Consider the following 17,132-nt stretch of genomic DNA (forward strand, 5'->3'; position numbering starts at 1 on the left):
TTATTATAAATAAAGTATAAAAGTGAGTGCCTAAGAAGGTCTATTTTTTATTTTTATAAAGTTTACTCCAAATCCTATTGTTGGTTAATATAAAAAGTATTGTCAAGATTATAAAATACGCCACTACTTTAAATCCAAGTTTGTGCCTGTATTCCAATTCTGGCTCTGCTGCCCATTGTAAAAAATTTACTACGTCATATGCCATATTTTCAACTGTAGCTTGTCTTGCATCATCATATTTTACAATTCCTTCGGAGAGCGGTGGTGCCATAGCTAATTTGCCTGTTGGAAAGTATGGATTAAAATATAAATTGTTTTCGTCGTGCTCACCGTTTTGATAGCCGGTTAAAAGTGAATAGACATAATTTGCACCGCCGTGCCTTGCTTTAACAATTAGTGATAAATCAGGTGGAACTGCACCATTGTTGCTTGCTGCAGCTGCTTCTTTTGTATTAAAAGGTGCAATAAAGTAATCTGAAGGTATTCCAGGTCTGTAGAACATTTCTCCTAGATCATTTGGACCATCTTTAACTTGGTAAGAAGCTGCAATCTGTTTTACGTCTTCTTCAGAAAAACCGGCATCTTGCAAGTTACGGAATGCTACTCTATTCATTGAATGGCAAGCAGCACAAACTTCTTTATATACTTTATAACCACGCTGAATTGACTCTCTGTCAAAGGACCCAGTAATTCCATTAAAACTCCAGTTCATTTTCTTATTGGTTGATGGTTTGAATTCTTCTGCACATGCAAGGTTAGCAAGAGACAATACACAAAACACAGCAAACATATTTTTCACTAGCATTATTTTGTCTCCAGAACGGAATCACTTATAGTTTTTGGTAGTTCTACTGGCTTTTCGTACTTACTAAGTAGTGGCAAAATTACTGTAAAGTATAAAAAATAGTAGAGAGTGGAAAGTCTACTTAGTGTGATATAAGGTTCTTTTACTTTCTGCCCCCCGAGCCAAGCAAGAAATGCAAAATTTACTGCGAAGACCCAAAAAAAAACTTTAAATAATGGACGGTAAGCACCACTTTTAACTTTTGCTTTATCAAGCCAAGGTAACAGGAACCATACTAAAATAGATCCAAACATGGTAAGCACACCAATAAATTTACTTGGAATTGAGCGTAACATTGCATAGAAAGGTAAAAAATACCATTCTGGTACTATATGCACTGGAGTAGCCATAGAATCAGCTTCTACATAATTGTCTGGATGCCCAAGATAATTAGGGGCATAGAAAACAAGCACAAACAAAATTATGAAAAATAGACCAAAAGTTGTACAATCTTTGACTATGTAATAAGGATAGAGTGGGATGGTATCTTTATCTGATTTCACTTCTATTCCACTTGGGTTACCAGAGCCAAACCTATGCAGGGCAATAATATGTAAGGTAGCTAAAGCGATAATAATGAAAGGCAGAAGATAATGTAGAGCAAAAAAACGATTAAGTGTTGAGTTGTCAACAGAAAAACTGCCCCATAACCATATAACTATTTTATCACCAATTAAAGGTACAGCTGAAAATAAGTTAGTTATAACTGTCGCACCCCAAAAACTCATTTGTCCCCAAGGAAGAACGTACCCCATAAAGGCCGTTGCCATCATTATAAAAAATATGAATATACCAATAAACCATACCATCTCTCGTGGCTTCTTATAAGATCCATAATATAATCCGCGCATTATGTGAATATATACCACCATGAAAAAGAGTGAAGCCCCAACAGCATGAGTGTAGCGTATTAACCATCCATAGTTTACATCACGCATTATGTGCTCTACACTGTTAAATGCATGATCGACATGCGGAGTATAGTGCATAGCGAGAAATATACCTGTTATTATTTGCAGAATTAGCGCTATGCCAGCTAAAGAACCAAAATTCCAAGCGTAATTTAGATTTTTTGGCACTTGGTAAGAAGCGATATGTTTTAAAAAAGAGAATACAGGTAACCTATATTCTATCCAATCTAATAAGCTTTTTTCTTCTTTTATTATTGTGTATTTTTTAGTATCATCTTGCATAAAAGTTTTTTCTATCTCTAATTTGCCTATTGTAGCAATTTATCTTCTGTAAACAATAAAAACTTTAAATTAGGAGATCAGACCTAACCGCATCAAAAATTGCAAGCAATTTTACTCTCTAGTACACGTATAAGTGTTACTTGAACAGTATCGTAGAAATACCGGTTAGCTATTTAGGTAATATCCTCTTCTTTCATAAATCATTCTTTATCTCGTAATGATTTTTTTTTCTCTTAGTAGGCTTTGTAGCTCACCTTTTTCATACATTTCACGGGTGATATCACAACCACCTATAAACTCTCCCTTTATATACAATTGCGGAATCGTTGGCCAATCAGAAAACTCTTTTATAGTCTGACGTACTTGATTATTTTCTAGTACATTAATATATTTAAAGTTAACATTTAATCTTTTAAGAATTGATACAACGAGCCCAGAGAACCCGCATTGAGGGAAATCAGAAGTACCTTTCATGTACAATACCACATCATTTTCCATTATATCTTTTTTTATTTGTTCAAAATTATTCATAAGTATCACCTCAATCTAAGCACTGGTTTCTAGTTGCAACGCATGTATTGACTGGCCTTTTAGGGCCTTATATACCATTTTATGCTGTTCCACTTTTGTTTTCCCAAGAAAATACTTGGAAATTATTTTTAAATGATAATGATTACTATCTCCAACAGGGTCATTAATCTCTATATCAGCATCTGGAAATGATTGCTTGATGATTTTCTCTAATTCATGAATTGTGATAACCATTAATTTACTTTGAATACAATATTTATATTATAAATCTAAAACGACTATATGCAATTAATTACTGGGAAGATAATAAATTCAGTGTGCTGAGAGCATTCACAAGACGAGATTTTAATTGGCTTTCATATTTATTCCAATCCTGTATTACCTTCCTGGCGACACCTGAGTATACTGCAGCTTTTGCAACGGCAGGAGAGACTATTGAAATTAATCTTGGGTCAAATGGGGTAGGTATTATATATTCACGCCCATAGCCCATTTTACGATTACCATAAGCTGCGGATATCTCATCAGGAACTGGTTTATGTGCAAGCTTTGCTATTGCATCTGCAGCTGCAATCTTCATTTCATTATTTATTACTGTTGCGTGTACATCAAGTGCTCCCCTGAATATATAAGGGAATCCCATTACATTATTAACTTGGTTATTGTAGTCTGATCTACCAGTTGCGATTATTGCATCTGGTCTTACAGCTTTTGCGAGCTCAGGCCTTACTTCTGGGTCAGGGTTAGCAAGGGCAAAAATAATCGGATCTTTACTCATGCTTTTTAACATCTCTTCATTAAGCACATTTTTTACAGATAATCCGATAAATACGTCAGCGTCTTTTATTGCATCAAGTAGAGAACGTTCTTTAGTATCGGTTGCATATTTTTCCTTCCACTTGTTCATGTCCTCTTTTCTGTCCTTGTATATTACTCCTTTCTTATCACACAGTACTATGGTTTTAGCGCCCATGTACCTTAATATTTCTAAACATGCAATACCAGCTGCCCCAGCACCATTTATGATGATCTTGACGTTCTCTAGTTTCTTTCTTGCAATATCAAGAGCATTTTCTATACCTGCTGCAACAACCACTGCAGTTCCGTGCTGGTCATCGTGAAATACTGGAATATCCATTAATTCATTTAGACGTTTTTCTATTATGAAACAGTCAGGAGATCTTATATCCTCTAAATTTATTCCTCCCCAACTTGGTCCAAGGTATCTTATTGCATTGATAAAACTTTCTATATCTTCTGTATCAACTTCTATATCAACTGCATCAATATCAGCAAAGCGCTTGAATAAAACAGCTTTGCCTTCCATAACAGGTTTCGAGGCAAGAGGACCAATGTTGCCAAGCCCGAGCACTGCAGTACCATTTGAAATGACAGCAACGCAGTTACTTTTTGTTGTATAATCATAGACGACTTCAGGATTTTTAGCTATTTCAAGGCATGGGGCTGCAACTCCAGGGGAATAAGCAAGCGATAAGTCATACTGAGTAGATAAGGGCTTTGTTGGCAGGATAGATATTTTACCAGGGTTATTCCCTTTGTTATGGTATTTGAGTGCTTCTTGTTTTGTAATACTATCTAAATCACTGTTCATCATTATATCTTATATTTTGATCTCATGGTTAGTAAATTTTTAAGTATATGGAGTTTTTGTAAATGTTCAATTGTAAACTATTAGCTTGTGAATTGTACCTCACTTCTGTATAAGTTTACTGTACTGCATTAAAATTACATTGCATGCTTAAGAAAAACTTGCCTAATTTGTTGACAATTTCTCGTGCGCTTGCAATACCAGCAATAATACTAAGTTTTTATATAGAAAATAAATATGCAAACTTAATAACAATATCAATTTTTGTATTTGCATGCATTACAGATTTTTTTGATGGTTACCTAGCACGTGCATGGAAAGTACAGTCAAAATTTGGCAGGCTGTTTGATCCAATTGCTGATAAATTAATAGTAGTTTCAACAATAATCATGCTAGTTTATAAACATAAGATAAATGATTTTACAGTAATACCTTCAGTTATAATTGTTTGTAGAGAGATATTAGTTTCTGGCTTACGGGAGTTTTTGATAGCTGCAAATGCTAGCTTGCCTGTCAGCAAAATTGGAAAAATCAAAACATTTTTACAAATGGTTGCTGTTGTAGCACTAATAGTGAATAATTATGAAATGGTTCAACGTATAGGTATAACTTGCCTGTGGATTGCAGCTGTTATAACTGTATGGTCAGGCTATAGTTATATTTTGACTGGGATTAAACAGACTAGCTGAGTTTCTTAAGAAAATTAATATGTAAATAAATTGAGATTTGAGCAAACTTGGCTGGGTAATCAAGATTCTATATAATACATTGATTTGTAGTCTAATAGAGTTATTTGACTTATAGCTTTAGGGCTAAGTTTTCTGCTAAAGATTTTTTTTCATGGCTTTTATCTGACAATTGATGAAGAAGTTTAAAGAGAAAGGTACAAACAAGAATTATTTAATATTAAAAGAAGGAGCTTAAACAAAAAACTACTAGTGCTGAAAAAGGAAGCTGTGTAAATAATACATATTGTTGATCATAATGATCTTATTTGCATTGTTGAGAAATGGCTGTTGAACTAGGAAGATAATATATCTGGTCAGGTATTGTTGATGGTTATAAATAGTGCAGCACTAAGCTATACTATATTATCTTTATAGCCTTATCTCTTAATTTTTATATTATATTTATTTATGATAATAAAAAGATAGTGAAAAAAGAACTAGAATTGAGGATATTGAAAATGGGGAAGAAATAGAAAAAAAGGAAGAAGCATAATTTTTCTAATGTAAGTGAGTGTTTGATCTATTTTACTTAGAGCGACAGAGGATACAGTTTTATTTCTTGTTGTGATTGCTTTTTTACAGTCTTTTATTTTTAATGAGTGTGAAAATTAGCAATATGTCTACTGCTGAATTAGCGCTTGCTGATATTTCTGTTTTCTTAATAAGTGAAAAGGATAGGTTTGACATTGATATCTTCATTAAGCTCTGTTGTTAGAATTACTTTAGATTTAGTAGATACTATGCTTTTTATGATTGTATGAATGTTGACTATATATTTCTACAGTTATTTCTACAGTTAAGAAATACTAAGGAAGTCAAAAGTAGAAAAATGTGTTTTAAAGGGTACAGCACTGTTTCAAATTTAGGAGATAATGATAGGTGCATAAGGGGACTAATGATATGATTTTCTACTGCTTAGTGGTTTTGAGAGTCATAGAAATCTATTTATTTATATAGCATTTGGTCTATACTGTATTTTAGTCGAAAAAAATCTTATGTATTATAAGACTTTAATTACGTGTTTTGTTCTTCTGATTTCCTCTTTTGTGCAGTCCTACGCAAATGGTTATGAACCTAATGAAACTGAACTATATGAAGAGGCAGTTAAACTTTTCGACCAGAAAAAATACAAACAAGCTATTAGGGCATTTCAGAAAATCGAAGACTTGTACCCTTTTTCTTATATAGCAATGAAAGCCAGATTATTATCTGGTGTTTCTCACTATAACATGGGTGACTATACTAATGCCGCAAATGATATGGATAATTATATACAGACCTATTCAAATGGTGAGGATTTACCGTATGTATATTACTTAAGGGTACTATCTTATTACATGCAAATTCATAAAGTGCGACTTGGACAACAAGCTGCATACAAAACTTTGGACTTGGCTACTGAGTACATTAACTTCTTTCCAAACAGTATATATACAGAGGAGGTAAAAGGGAAAGTAAAGCTAGTGACAGAGCACATGTTAGAAAAAGAATATTCTATTGGCAGGTTTTATTTGAGGCGTGGTGAATATTTAGCGGCGATTAAGCGTTTTCAAAATGTAATAAGTAATAAAGATTCTAATTGTTTTCCTAAATCTATTGGCTACTTAATAACAGCCCATTCAGCTCTCGGCCTTAACCTAGAAGTTCAACAATATGAAAGTCTATTGGCAGAAAATCTGAACAGAAAAAGTGGAGTGCCACATAAAAACAGCAAGTCTGAAAATTTATTTTAGTTTTCTCTATGCCTTGGTATATAATCAGATTTTTAATTATTTAAATATGGCTGGTCACTCACAATTTTCAAACATAAAACATCGGAAAGGCACACGGGATGTAAGACGCTCTCAAAAATTTACAAGGCTCATTAGAGAGATAATGGTTATTGCAAGGCAAGGATTACCTAATCCTGAGCTTAACCCACGTCTTCGTTCTGTTGTGTCTACTGCACGCAGGGAGAACTTGCCAAAAGATAAAATAAAAACAGCAATAAGGAGCGCAACTGGTAGTGTTACAGGAGAGAATTATGAGGAAGTACAATATGAAGGCTATGGGCCTTCTGGTACTGCACTCATTGTGCATGCTCTAACGAATAACCGTAATCGAACTATCTCTAAGGTGCGTTATATTTTCTCTCGCAAAGGTGGAAATTTAGGAGAAACGGGTGATGTTAGTTACCTTTTTAATCACGTAGGGCTGATCACCTATAAAGCAGAGGGTGTAAATTTTGAAGACCTATTTAGTTATGGAATAGAATTAGAGGTGTTAGATGTTGAAGAAGATAATAGGGAGAGGTTATATGTTATAACCTGTAAAGTAGAAGATTTTGGTAGAGTACGTGATGCTTTCTATGCAAAATTTGGAGAGCCAGAGCTTGCTCGGCTTTCATGGCAACCAAAGGATCTAGTTAAAGTTAGTGATAAAAAGTTAATTAATAAATTATCTATGTTAATTGAGGAGCTAGAAGATAATAGTGATGTACAGTATGTTGAGGGTAATTTTACTTTTTCTGATTCTATTTAAGCTATGAGGCTGATAATACTTATGTTGTTTTATACTTTACCAATATTCAGTTTGCATGCCTCTAAAACGCAAAGCAATAATAAAGAGATCTTGCTAATATCTAGTGACATAAAGTCTTCTTTTTTTACTACGGGGATTGAACAGGGGTTAGCTCCAAGTACAGTAATGAAGTTAATCGACATATATAAAAGTTTTGATTCAAACTTTGAAAAGGACATTGTACCAGAAAGTAATTTGAAAGTTCTTTTTGAGAGATCGCTTAATGACCGAAAAACTGGAGAAAAGATTTTATACACTTCATTGACAACAAACAAAAAGGCTACTTGTTTGTATCATTATAAATCACAAAACGGTAAAGAAAGTTATTTTAATGAGGAGGGAATAAGCTTAAGAGATGGCAAAACTTTTGTAAGTCCTTTAAATGGAGATTTTTATGTATCCTCGAAATTTGGCAATAGAAAGCACCCTATTTACGGTAAAATTATTTTTCACAAAGGGGTAGATTATGCAGCTAAATTTGGTGCTCGTATACATGCTGTCGCAGAAGGTGTGATAGAATATATAGGAAATAATGGAGGATATGGTAAATATATTAAAATAAAACATGAGAATGGATATTCAACCTGCTACGCTCACATAAGCAAATTTAACGGTGATATAAAGTTAGGCTCCACAGTAAAGCAGGGGCAGGTTATCGCTTATGTTGGTAGCACTGGTGCCGCAACAGGGCCCCATTTGCACTATGAGATCATATACAATGGTAAGTATATTGATCCGCTTACAGTAGTACATAAAAGCGAAATAAGGTTAATTGATCATGAATTAAAGGAGTTTAAACTATTTGTGAATAAGATAGATAACGCAATCAATAAAGAAGGTTTAAGTAAAAAAGAAGTTTAAAAGGCAGGCAGACAAGTGTACTAAAATGGTAGAAATTAAGTCAACTCTGTTTTCTTATACTGGTAGTATTTAAAGTAATCCTACTAGTGCCTTTGGTGTACGGTAGTACAGTTATATTTGGAGTTGTTATTATTTCAGTAGTGGTTCTTATTAATAATCCTGCAAAGCAAGAGTGATGAGATTTCTTGGTTTATATTAGAACTTATTTTAAATTTAGAATATATATTACAATTCTACTTACACATGCACGTTATTTCTCTTAAATTTTAAAATATTGACATAGAAAAATAAAGTGAATGATGTAGACGGGATCCAGTAGAGGTTTTAATAGTGAGGAGAGTAAGTGTACATTATATGATATATTATAATATTAGTTACTAACAAATTCTTTTTTGTGTAAAGTGACTCAATGATAGAAAATTAGCAAGATATACACCTAAAAATTAGATTAGACTCTAATTAGCATAGAAGCACAGCAAGTATGTGGACTAGCAAACTAACAGTTTTATATATATAATAGAATATGTACGTTAAGGATATTCTAAAAAAAAGCTGAGAGTACAAAAGTACTCCCCCTTTAGGCTTGCTATTACTAAAGCAAGTATGGGTGGAATATATGTACATAAGTATTAAAGAATACTTAGGCTTCACTATGTTGATTACATCTTTTATTGGATAATTACTCTAGTAACTTAAGTAACATATAACATATGTTACTAGATTTACTTATGGGTGCATATACTGGTAAATCTGTCTTGTTTTATTCATTATCTTAGATTGGCTATGTACATACTAGGGCTTAATTTCTATGCTGCTAAGCAGCATTTCTGGATCAGTAACTAGTTTCAAATCAGTTGTTCAAGAATGTATTACGATACTCAATTTACATTAGGCATGTAATAATTATGTTCTACACTTGTAGAATATATATCAGTATCATATTCTATTGTATGTTCAATAAGGAAGTACCTGGTTCACCTCATTTTTAAGATTGGATACATCTATTATTATTGTAGTGAAGGGAAAAAAGCTAATTTAGAAACAGTAGCTATTGACTATAATACTACAAAATATTGGCGTTTTTCTCGGTGCAGATGTATTTTACTTTCCATAAAAGAATACATCTTTTAAAAAGGTATTACCTAGCTCAGTACTAAAAGCTCAAATATCAACTAAAGGATTTAAATGGAAACTATATCTCAGCTTACTTTTTCAAGAAAGAATTCTTGCTTTAATCGAAGTTTAAACGATAGGTTATTCGTAAAGATAAATAATGGTGTATATGTTTGACAGTGATTTATTTGGAAGCGATAGATGATGTTGGGGTATAAAATTAAAAAGTGAAACAAAGATTTGCTAAGTAAAAAAAGGTAAAAACTGTGTTAATCTAAGGTGCATGAAATTTTGCTGTCTAATGTTAAAAATTAATGGCGTTTTCTGTGTTTTTAATGTATATAACACTTAAACCTATAAAAAGGATTAAGCTTAATAATAAGTGTAGCTAAAAATAGAAAAAAGGTAAGTGTGCGTGGCAGAGATATATGTGTACTTCTGCACCTACTTGCATGGGTATGCTGCTGTACCCTTTACTGAACTTGGTTGCTTAGATAGGAAACTTGTAGACAGAGATAAGTTTTGAGAGTTCTGAAATATCTTTGCTGTTAGTATAGTGGTTTTGAGTATGCGGAGGTAATCTTTTTTATCTGATTAAAGAAATTTGGCTATTTGGTACAAGCTTCAGTCTAAAAATTGTTGAATTCTAATATTTTAAATCTGGAATAGAGTATATGAATTATGTTCCTTAATTGCTGTGAATCTATCACTTTTGATTAATTTCTTAAAACTATATTTCGTTTGTGTCTTTACTTTAGATTTAGATCTAAATTTTTAGCAAAATTTTTGAAAATATTCTTTGATAATGTCAAAACAGGTTCTTATTACTCTCTCTATAGTGATTTTTGAGCTTCTCGGAAACAGTAATTAATAGTCTAACATTTCTATTTATTCTATTTTTGCTATCTTGAGATTCAAGTATAAATTTTAATAAATTATTCGACTGGTATATATAACTGCTTGTCTTGAGTTATAGCTGTCAGTTAATGGTTTATTTTGGTGTAGTTGATATAGATAGCACCTCGACTTTTAATATAGCAGTTAGACTTTTCTTTGTTTCTGTTATGGTATTGCCCTTATTGGCACATTAATCAATTACACCATAGAACTACTGATAATTTAATGATGATACCTCCTGTATAGACTAAGATTTTTCTTTGGTTTAGTATGTATATGTGGTAGAAAAAGTCTATGGTGAAAGAATTGTTAGTAAAAACTGATGTAGCGCAAGTTGGAGATAAGAAAGCGGCGAGAGGCTTTTTAAAGATACTGGGTGAAGTAACAGATGCTGTGAGGTCATGGATTGGTAATATTGGTCCTGATTTAGATAATAGTCGCGATATCAGTAGTCTGGTTTTGAAGATGAGTGAGTGCTTAAATCCAAGGGGAGGAGAAGTTTCAGCACGTAAAAACACTGTATCTCTTGGTAACTTGTATTTAAGTTTATCAGAAAAAGGTAAAATAAGGTTTTTGCAAACTCTAGCAGAAAAATTTAACACGAGTAAGGTAGAAGTAGATGAGAAAATAAAAGGATACTATGAGAATAGGAATTCTGAGTTAGACTATAAATTTGAACAAGACTTGATAAAAGTTCTTGAATCACCGCGTTCTAAAATACTAAAGCAATTTATCTCTTTGCCAGAAGGACTCAAATTTATTGTTGATATGCGTTCTGATGTACTTAAGTTGAGGAATCAATATAAGGAGCTCAATCGATTAGAAAGTGAACTAAAAAGCATACTTCTTTCCTGGGTTGATGTTGATTTACTTGATCTTTGTCAGATTACTTGGGGTTCACCTGCATCATTGTTAGAAAAACTTATAAAATATGAAGCTGTGCACAAAATTTCTTCATGGGGTGATCTAAAGAATAGGCTAGATTCTGACCGTCTCTGTTTTACCTTTTTTCATTATAAAATACCAAATGAACCTCTAATTTTTGTAGAAGTTGCGTTAATGAATAAAATTGCAGATAGCATTCAACACCTTTTAGATGAGTCAATGCCTTCAAGTGATCCGAATAATGCAAATACTGCTATATTCTATTCAATATCAAATACTCAAGCAGGGTTATCTGGAATTAGTCTAGGTAATTTTTTGATCAAAAGAGTTGTAGAAAAGCTGTCGCAGGAGTTTAAAAGTATAAAAACATATGCAACGCTTTCTCCGATACCTGGCTTTATAAAATGGCTAAAATGGAACCTAAGTCGGGATATTACTTTGCTAGAGAAATTAGGTATAAAACAATCTAGTACAGAGATTTTAGAAAGCATAGAGCAATTAAGAACTAACATTGAATATGAGAAACAATACTTGTTGAAGCTTTGTGCATATTACTTGTTAAAGGTTAAAAACGATAACGGCGGTGCCTATGACCAAGTAGCACACTTTCACTTGAGTAATGGTGCATCAATAAAGCAGCTGAACTGGATGGCGGATACTTCTGAAAAGGGCATTAGTCAGTCGGCTGGTATGATGGTAAATTACTTATATGAATTATCTAAAATAGATAATAATCACGAAAATTATATGGTTAATAAAATGATTTCTTGTGCAAGGCAGGTGTCATCCATATCGAAAGGATAAGTAAATAATTGTTTTAATACTATTTAAAATGCAAAATAAGTTCTACTTAAGTAAGCAGATTGATGAATAAAATAAGAAATTTTGCAATAATAGCGCATGTAGACCATGGGAAATCAACGCTTGCTGACCGTTTAATAGAGAAATGTAATGGCCTTGAGGTGAGAGAAATGACTGATCAAATGCTCGATTCAATGGAGATAGAACGTGAGCGTGGAATTACAATCAAAGCGCAGACAGTGAAACTTAGCTATACTGCAAATGATGGTAATCAATATTGCTTAAATCTTATGGATACTCCTGGTCATGTTGATTTTTCATATGAAGTAAGTCGAAGCTTAGCTGCGTGTGAAGGTTCGCTCTTGGTAGTAGATAGTAGTCAGGGAGTTGAAGCTCAGACTCTTGCAAATGTATATAAGGCAATTGATAATAATCATGAGATAATAGTTGTACTCAATAAAGTCGATCTTCCTGCTGCAGATCCAGAGAAGGTGAGACTTCAGGTTAAGGAATTGATTGGTATTGATGCAAGTAAGTCAATTTTAATATCGGCAAAAACTGGACTTGGAATAATGGATGTATTGGAAGCAATAGTAACAAAGCTTCCAGCTCCACAGGGTGACATAAATGCTCCACTGCAAGCAATTTTAGTTGATAGTTGGTATGATTCTTATTTGGGGGTGATAATTTTAGTGCGAGTTAAGGATGGAGTACTGAAAAAAGGTATGAGAATTATTATGATGTCTAATAATGCTACGTATCAGGTAAATGATATCGGCATTTTTACTCCTAAGAAGATTATGACTGGTGAACTCTCAGCAGGTGAAGTTGGTTTTGTAACTGCTTCAATAAAAGAAGTGGCAGACTGTAAAGTAGGGGACACTATTACTGAAGAGAAAAGACCGTGCGGTGAGGCATTACCAGGCTTTAAAGAGGTGCACCCTGTTGTATTTTGTAGTATTTTCCCTAACAAAACATGTAGCTTTAAATATTTGAGAGAAGCGCTAAAGAAATTACACCTAAATGATACAAGCTTTACTTTTGAAACTGAGACTTCAAGTGCGCTAGGTTATGGATTTCGTTGTGGTTTTTTAGGAATATTACATCTTGAAGTTATTCGAGAAAGGCTCGAGAGAGAATTTGATTTAAGCCTAACAGTAACCGCACCAAGTGTTATATATAGGGTTATAACAAAAAATGGAGAGGTTCTGAATATTTATAACTCTAGTAACATGCCAGATCCAACAAAAATTAAAATGGTAGAGGAACCATGGGTTACTGCGACCATAATGGCACCTAACCAATATTTGGGAGAAATTCTCTCTTTGTGTAAAGAGAGAAGGGGAGAACAGAAAGATTTATATTATATTGGCAATACATTAACAGCATTACTAAAATATAAGTTGCCACTGTCTGAGGTTATTTTTGACTTTTATGATAGGCTGAAATCAATTTCTAAGGGATACTCGAGTTTAGATTGGGAAATTTCTGGTTATCAGGAAAGTCAAATAGATAAGCTGAGTTTTTTAGTCAATGGAGAATCAGTCGATGCATTAGCATGCATTATTCACAAAAGTAGAATAGAAAAAAGGGGACGAGAAATATGCTCTCGTTTGAAGGGTTTAATACCGCGCCAGCAATACAAAATTGTGATTCAAGCAGCAGTAGGTGGTAAAATTATTGCTAGAGAGACGATTAACCCGTACAGAAAGGATGTGACAACTAAGCTCTATGGCGGAGATATAACACGAAGGATGAAGCTTTTAGAAAAACAAAAAAAAGGTAAGAAAAGGCTATATTCTATAGGAAGCATAAATATTCCACATAGTGCTTTTATTCAAGCTTTGAAAATAAATGACTAGTATATGGAAGTATAACTTAAAGACACTTAGATTTACTAATGAAATGTTCCTCTACATAATTATCAATAATTGTCTTAAATTCTTCAAATATGGTGTTGCCTTGTAAAGTCTTAAAGTACTTACCATCTTTATAGACTGCTGAAACTGATTTTTCTCCATATCCAGGTAAACTAATTCCTAAATTAGCATATTTACTTTCTCCAGGGCCGTTCACAATGCAACCCATGACAGCAATATTCATATGTTCTACACCTGGATTTTTTTTCTTCCAGATTGGCATGCGAATTTTTATGTAATCATTTACTTCTTCAGTCAATACACGAAAGCGATTGCTATTTGTGCGTCCACATCCAGGACATGAACTAACTTGAGGATTAAAGTGGCGTAAGCCTATGGACTGCAATATTTCTTGACACACTTTTACTTCATTAATTCGTGATTCACCAGGACGTTGAGTTAAAGAGGCGCGTATCGTATCTCCAATACCATTTTGTAATAAGTAAGTAAGTCCTGCTGTGGTGTTTATCACCCCTTGATTGCCCATGCCAGCTTCTGTTAAGCCCAAGTGCAAAGCATAGTTAGAAGACCTTGCAAGTGCCATGTAAACTAAAATTAGATCTCGCACTTTGCTTGCTTTACAGGAAATAATTATTTTGTCTGAGTTGAGTCCAATTTCTTCAGCTTTTTTTGCGCTGTTGAGAACAGATGTTATAAGTGCCCTGTGTAATATAATATCAGGGGATTTTGGATTATTGGATAAAGAGTTTTTATCCATCAGTTTTTGTATAAGATACTTATCAAGGCTACCCCAATTTACCCCAATCCTGACGGGAAGATCGTGTTTTACTACATATTCTATAACTCTTTCAAATTTTCTATCACGTTTATTACCAAAACCTATATTACCTGGGTTTATTCTAATTTTACCTAGCATTTTGATGTTATCTGGATAATTTTGGATTAATTTATCCAATTCGTATTGCCCGCAACCTACTAATATTTTGTAATCAAAACCCTCTTTATTTATCTCTTCTGCTATATAAGGTATTGCTTTTGCTACTTTTTCTGAATTCAAAGCAATTCGTACCAGCTCTGAGCCTGCATGCGCTAGTTCTATTATTTCTTTTGCATATTTCTTAGCACTGTTTTTAATGTTATTAGGATCTATATACACACCAAGTGCCATAGATTGTATAGCTATAGGATTATTCCCGCCTATCTTTACTTGTCCAACTTTTACAACATGGGTTTTATGTCGAGGAAACTTGTATAGTTTATTCCACGGATTTTCATTTAACATATCATTAAACTTATTCTGCTGTATCAGCTACACCCCTAAATAAATCCGAACCATTTGAATTATGTTGTTCCTCATTATTAAGATCAGTGATAGAATCATGGGAGCATGTTTTTTTTAATAGTGTGTTTTTTGTAGTGACGTTTATGGGAGAATTTTTTTTCTCTTGTAGTGCTTTATTAAGCTTTTTCTCCTTTTGCTGTTTATCTTCGCGTTTTTCGTTTTTATATTCAGGAATCTGCCCTTGATCTATAAACGTAGCTCCTTTCAGACGTGCAATATTGATACCGTGCTGATTTATCATATCTTCTTTTTCATCTTTAGCCATACATGTTTCTAAATCTCTTAGCCTATGTTTAAGAATGGCAATTTTTTTTTTCTCTAACTTTTTAGCTAAGTTTTCTTTGCTTATGCTAGTATTAACACGGCCCTGCAACTTTTTCTTCCTTAGAAGTTCTCTACGTTTCTCATATAGTTTGTATGATTCGGCAAAATCTTCGTCTTCATAAAAACTTGCACCACCAGGATTACCTGGAGGTTTATATTTCTCACTCAGTTTTATTTTAGACTTGGCTTCAGCACTGCTCACAATAAAAGAGCTAAAAACTAAAAACGTTAGTGTAAATAAAACTTTAAAAGAAATCTCAAGCATATGTTATTATAGTAAATATTATTTTTTTTTAAATAGCAACTAACAGATTTTAAGTAAACTGAATCCTTAATTAATTTTATAGTGAATAGTGGCTTATGTTTGATTAACACAAATAAATCTTTCAAATATATATATTCTTAGCTTATTTTATTCCTGCTTTTTGCTATTATTTTTTTATAATATATATAAAATAGTTGATTTTTTAGTTATTATAATGTAAAATTAAATAATAGTTAGTGAAAAAAATGATGTTAATATTTAAAAAAGATTTAAATACTTTGTCAGAAAGTTTGGTAAAGCTGATACAAAGTTTCATCTCCAGGTAGCAGTAAAGGGAACAATGATTTCCTATGATTTATGTAGCTACTATTCAGGTATAAGGGCTGGAAAAAAGAAAGTTTCTAAGAGTAATTCAAGGGTTAAATATTTTGCTTGAGATGAATAGTCTAACTAGGCAAGATTTATGATGAAGAAAATTATATAACCTGATAGATAAGTCGTATGGTATAACTGGTTAGATTAGTTGAAGAAGAAAGAGGTTATATGGTTTATGTATTCATGCTTGATGGAAAGCTAATAACTTGCAAATATGTTAATAAAGCTAAGTTAGCTCACTGTCGTTCGATATTTGTGAGTGGTAACCTGGTTTTGTGTTCTGCTTTAATAAAGATGAAAGGAGAGATAAAGTAGCTCATATGGATAATAACAGTGGGTGTTACAAACTGGCACTAGTGAATTTATACAATGTAGTGGGAGAATTAAAATTAGAAGATCATTCTTAAAGAATGCAAGAATTATTTAACTAGCATATTGGACTGATTCCATAAAGTAAACTCTATTTATGTATAAAATCGTCTCAGCAGAGCAGGAATTGATAAAGAGATTGATGGGAAAAAGGGAAAAATGTGTTGACTAAGAATAGTAGGAAGCATTCTATTAAATGCAAAGAAAGTACAATGAAGTAAATTATAGGCATAAGCCTAAATTGTACTATGCTAAAGATAGAAAGTTATAAAAAATAGGTAAAATAGAGGGTATAAGTATAACTTTTATTATGGGAATATTGCAATGGCTTCATTAAACTTCTAAACTTTAAAAAGCATAACTGTATTTATATAGCTCATTTAAAAGATTAAAAAAGTGATATGCTTCTCAGGTCATGTAATGGGAAAGTTAAAATTACTGTAAAAAGATTGATACTTAGTGAATATACAGTTTTTTTATGAGTGTAAGCTTAGCGGTAAATTTAAAGATAGGTAGTATTAAACAATTAGGCAATGCAGGAGTTATAAAAAAAACT

The 17,132-nt window shown here is 32.8% G+C and carries 13 protein-coding genes; 6 read left to right on the forward strand and 7 right to left on the reverse strand.

Annotation, left to right across the window (positions count from 1 at the left end; genetic code table 11):
* Positions 1-40 precede the first annotated feature (40 nt).
* The 5 genes from GOY12_RS01400 to GOY12_RS01420 all read right to left on the reverse strand — a co-directional run bounded on the left by GOY12_RS01400 (position 41) and on the right by GOY12_RS01420 (position 4,180).
* On the reverse strand, positions 41-805 hold the full coding sequence (locus tag GOY12_RS01400; RefSeq protein WP_175818296.1) for a cytochrome c1: 765 nt from the start codon (positions 803-805) through the stop codon (positions 41-43).
* Positions 805-2,037, reverse strand: coding sequence for a cytochrome b (locus GOY12_RS01405; protein WP_175818297.1), 1,233 nt, complete (start codon positions 2,035-2,037; stop codon positions 805-807). The genes GOY12_RS01400 and GOY12_RS01405 overlap by 1 nt, the downstream gene beginning before the upstream one ends.
* Positions 2,038-2,244: 207 nt before the next feature.
* Positions 2,245-2,568, reverse strand: coding sequence for a Grx4 family monothiol glutaredoxin (grxD, locus tag GOY12_RS01410; protein WP_175818298.1), 324 nt, complete (start codon positions 2,566-2,568; stop codon positions 2,245-2,247).
* A 15-nt stretch (positions 2,569-2,583) separates the two neighbouring features.
* Positions 2,584-2,802, reverse strand: coding sequence for a BolA/IbaG family iron-sulfur metabolism protein (locus GOY12_RS01415; protein WP_175818299.1), 219 nt, complete (start codon positions 2,800-2,802; stop codon positions 2,584-2,586).
* Between the two features lie 58 nt (positions 2,803-2,860).
* Positions 2,861-4,180: a malic enzyme-like NAD(P)-binding protein gene (locus GOY12_RS01420; protein WP_175818699.1), complete on the reverse strand. Its 1,320-nt coding sequence runs from the start codon at positions 4,178-4,180 to the stop codon at positions 2,861-2,863.
* 143 nt (positions 4,181-4,323) lie between these two features.
* Here GOY12_RS01420 and pgsA point away from each other — a divergent pair, with 143 nt between their 5' ends.
* The 6 genes from pgsA to lepA all read left to right on the forward strand — a co-directional run bounded on the left by pgsA (position 4,324) and on the right by lepA (position 13,883).
* On the forward strand, positions 4,324-4,866 hold the full coding sequence (pgsA, locus tag GOY12_RS01425; protein WP_175818300.1) for a CDP-diacylglycerol--glycerol-3-phosphate 3-phosphatidyltransferase: 543 nt from the start codon (positions 4,324-4,326) through the stop codon (positions 4,864-4,866).
* Between the two features lie 1,034 nt (positions 4,867-5,900).
* Positions 5,901-6,638: an outer membrane protein assembly factor BamD gene (locus GOY12_RS01430; protein ID WP_175818301.1), complete on the forward strand. Its 738-nt coding sequence runs from the start codon at positions 5,901-5,903 to the stop codon at positions 6,636-6,638.
* Positions 6,639-6,684: 46 nt separating this feature from the next.
* Positions 6,685-7,425 carry a YebC/PmpR family DNA-binding transcriptional regulator gene (locus GOY12_RS01435; protein ID WP_175818302.1) on the forward strand — a complete coding sequence of 247 codons (741 nt, stop codon included), beginning with the start codon at positions 6,685-6,687 and terminating at the stop codon, positions 7,423-7,425.
* Between the two features lie 3 nt (positions 7,426-7,428).
* Positions 7,429-8,325 (forward strand): M23 family metallopeptidase, encoded by an 897-nt coding sequence (locus GOY12_RS01440; protein WP_175818303.1) that lies wholly within the window; start codon positions 7,429-7,431, stop codon positions 8,323-8,325.
* A 2,304-nt stretch (positions 8,326-10,629) separates the two neighbouring features.
* Positions 10,630-12,024: a malonyl-CoA decarboxylase gene (locus GOY12_RS01445; protein WP_175818304.1), complete on the forward strand. Its 1,395-nt coding sequence runs from the start codon at positions 10,630-10,632 to the stop codon at positions 12,022-12,024.
* A gap of 62 nt (positions 12,025-12,086) precedes the next feature.
* Positions 12,087-13,883 (forward strand): translation elongation factor 4, encoded by a 1,797-nt coding sequence (lepA, locus tag GOY12_RS01450; RefSeq protein WP_175818305.1) that lies wholly within the window; start codon positions 12,087-12,089, stop codon positions 13,881-13,883.
* Between the two features lie 16 nt (positions 13,884-13,899).
* Here lepA and ispG read toward each other — a convergent pair whose 3' ends face one another.
* Positions 13,900-15,207 (reverse strand): flavodoxin-dependent (E)-4-hydroxy-3-methylbut-2-enyl-diphosphate synthase, encoded by a 1,308-nt coding sequence (gene ispG / locus GOY12_RS01455; protein ID WP_410543529.1) that lies wholly within the window; start codon positions 15,205-15,207, stop codon positions 13,900-13,902.
* Positions 15,194-15,832, reverse strand: coding sequence for a TRP75-related protein (locus GOY12_RS01460; RefSeq protein ID WP_175818307.1), 639 nt, complete (start codon positions 15,830-15,832; stop codon positions 15,194-15,196). The genes ispG and GOY12_RS01460 overlap by 14 nt, the downstream gene beginning before the upstream one ends.
* Positions 15,833-17,132: the final 1,300 nt, after the last annotated feature.

Origin of the sequence: Wolbachia endosymbiont of Dirofilaria (Dirofilaria) immitis, from assembly GCF_013365455.1 — a bacterium.
In the GTDB taxonomy this organism is placed as follows: Bacteria; Pseudomonadota; Alphaproteobacteria; order Rickettsiales; family Anaplasmataceae; genus Wolbachia.

Excerpts from the sequence above, each read along its gene's own strand:
- GOY12_RS01440 (WP_175818303.1), top strand. The coding sequence starts at position 7,429 with ATGAGGCTGATAATACTTATGTTGTTTTATACTTTACCAATATTCAGT.
- lepA (WP_175818305.1), top strand. The coding sequence starts at position 12,087 with ATGAATAAAATAAGAAATTTTGCAATAATAGCGCATGTAGACCATGGG.
- pgsA (WP_175818300.1), top strand. The coding sequence starts at position 4,324 with ATGCTTAAGAAAAACTTGCCTAATTTGTTGACAATTTCTCGTGCGCTT.
- grxD (WP_175818298.1), bottom strand. The coding sequence starts at position 2,568 with ATGAATAATTTTGAACAAATAAAAAAAGATATAATGGAAAATGATGTG.
- GOY12_RS01430 (WP_175818301.1), top strand. The coding sequence starts at position 5,901 with ATGTATTATAAGACTTTAATTACGTGTTTTGTTCTTCTGATTTCCTCT.
- GOY12_RS01400 (WP_175818296.1), bottom strand. The coding sequence starts at position 805 with ATGCTAGTGAAAAATATGTTTGCTGTGTTTTGTGTATTGTCTCTTGCT.
- GOY12_RS01460 (WP_175818307.1), bottom strand. The coding sequence starts at position 15,832 with ATGCTTGAGATTTCTTTTAAAGTTTTATTTACACTAACGTTTTTAGTT.
- GOY12_RS01420 (WP_175818699.1), bottom strand. The coding sequence starts at position 4,180 with ATGAACAGTGATTTAGATAGTATTACAAAACAAGAAGCACTCAAATAC.
- GOY12_RS01405 (WP_175818297.1), bottom strand. The coding sequence starts at position 2,037 with ATGCAAGATGATACTAAAAAATACACAATAATAAAAGAAGAAAAAAGC.
- GOY12_RS01415 (WP_175818299.1), bottom strand. The coding sequence starts at position 2,802 with ATGGTTATCACAATTCATGAATTAGAGAAAATCATCAAGCAATCATTT.
- GOY12_RS01445 (WP_175818304.1), top strand. The coding sequence starts at position 10,630 with ATGGTGAAAGAATTGTTAGTAAAAACTGATGTAGCGCAAGTTGGAGAT.
- GOY12_RS01435 (WP_175818302.1), top strand. The coding sequence starts at position 6,685 with ATGGCTGGTCACTCACAATTTTCAAACATAAAACATCGGAAAGGCACA.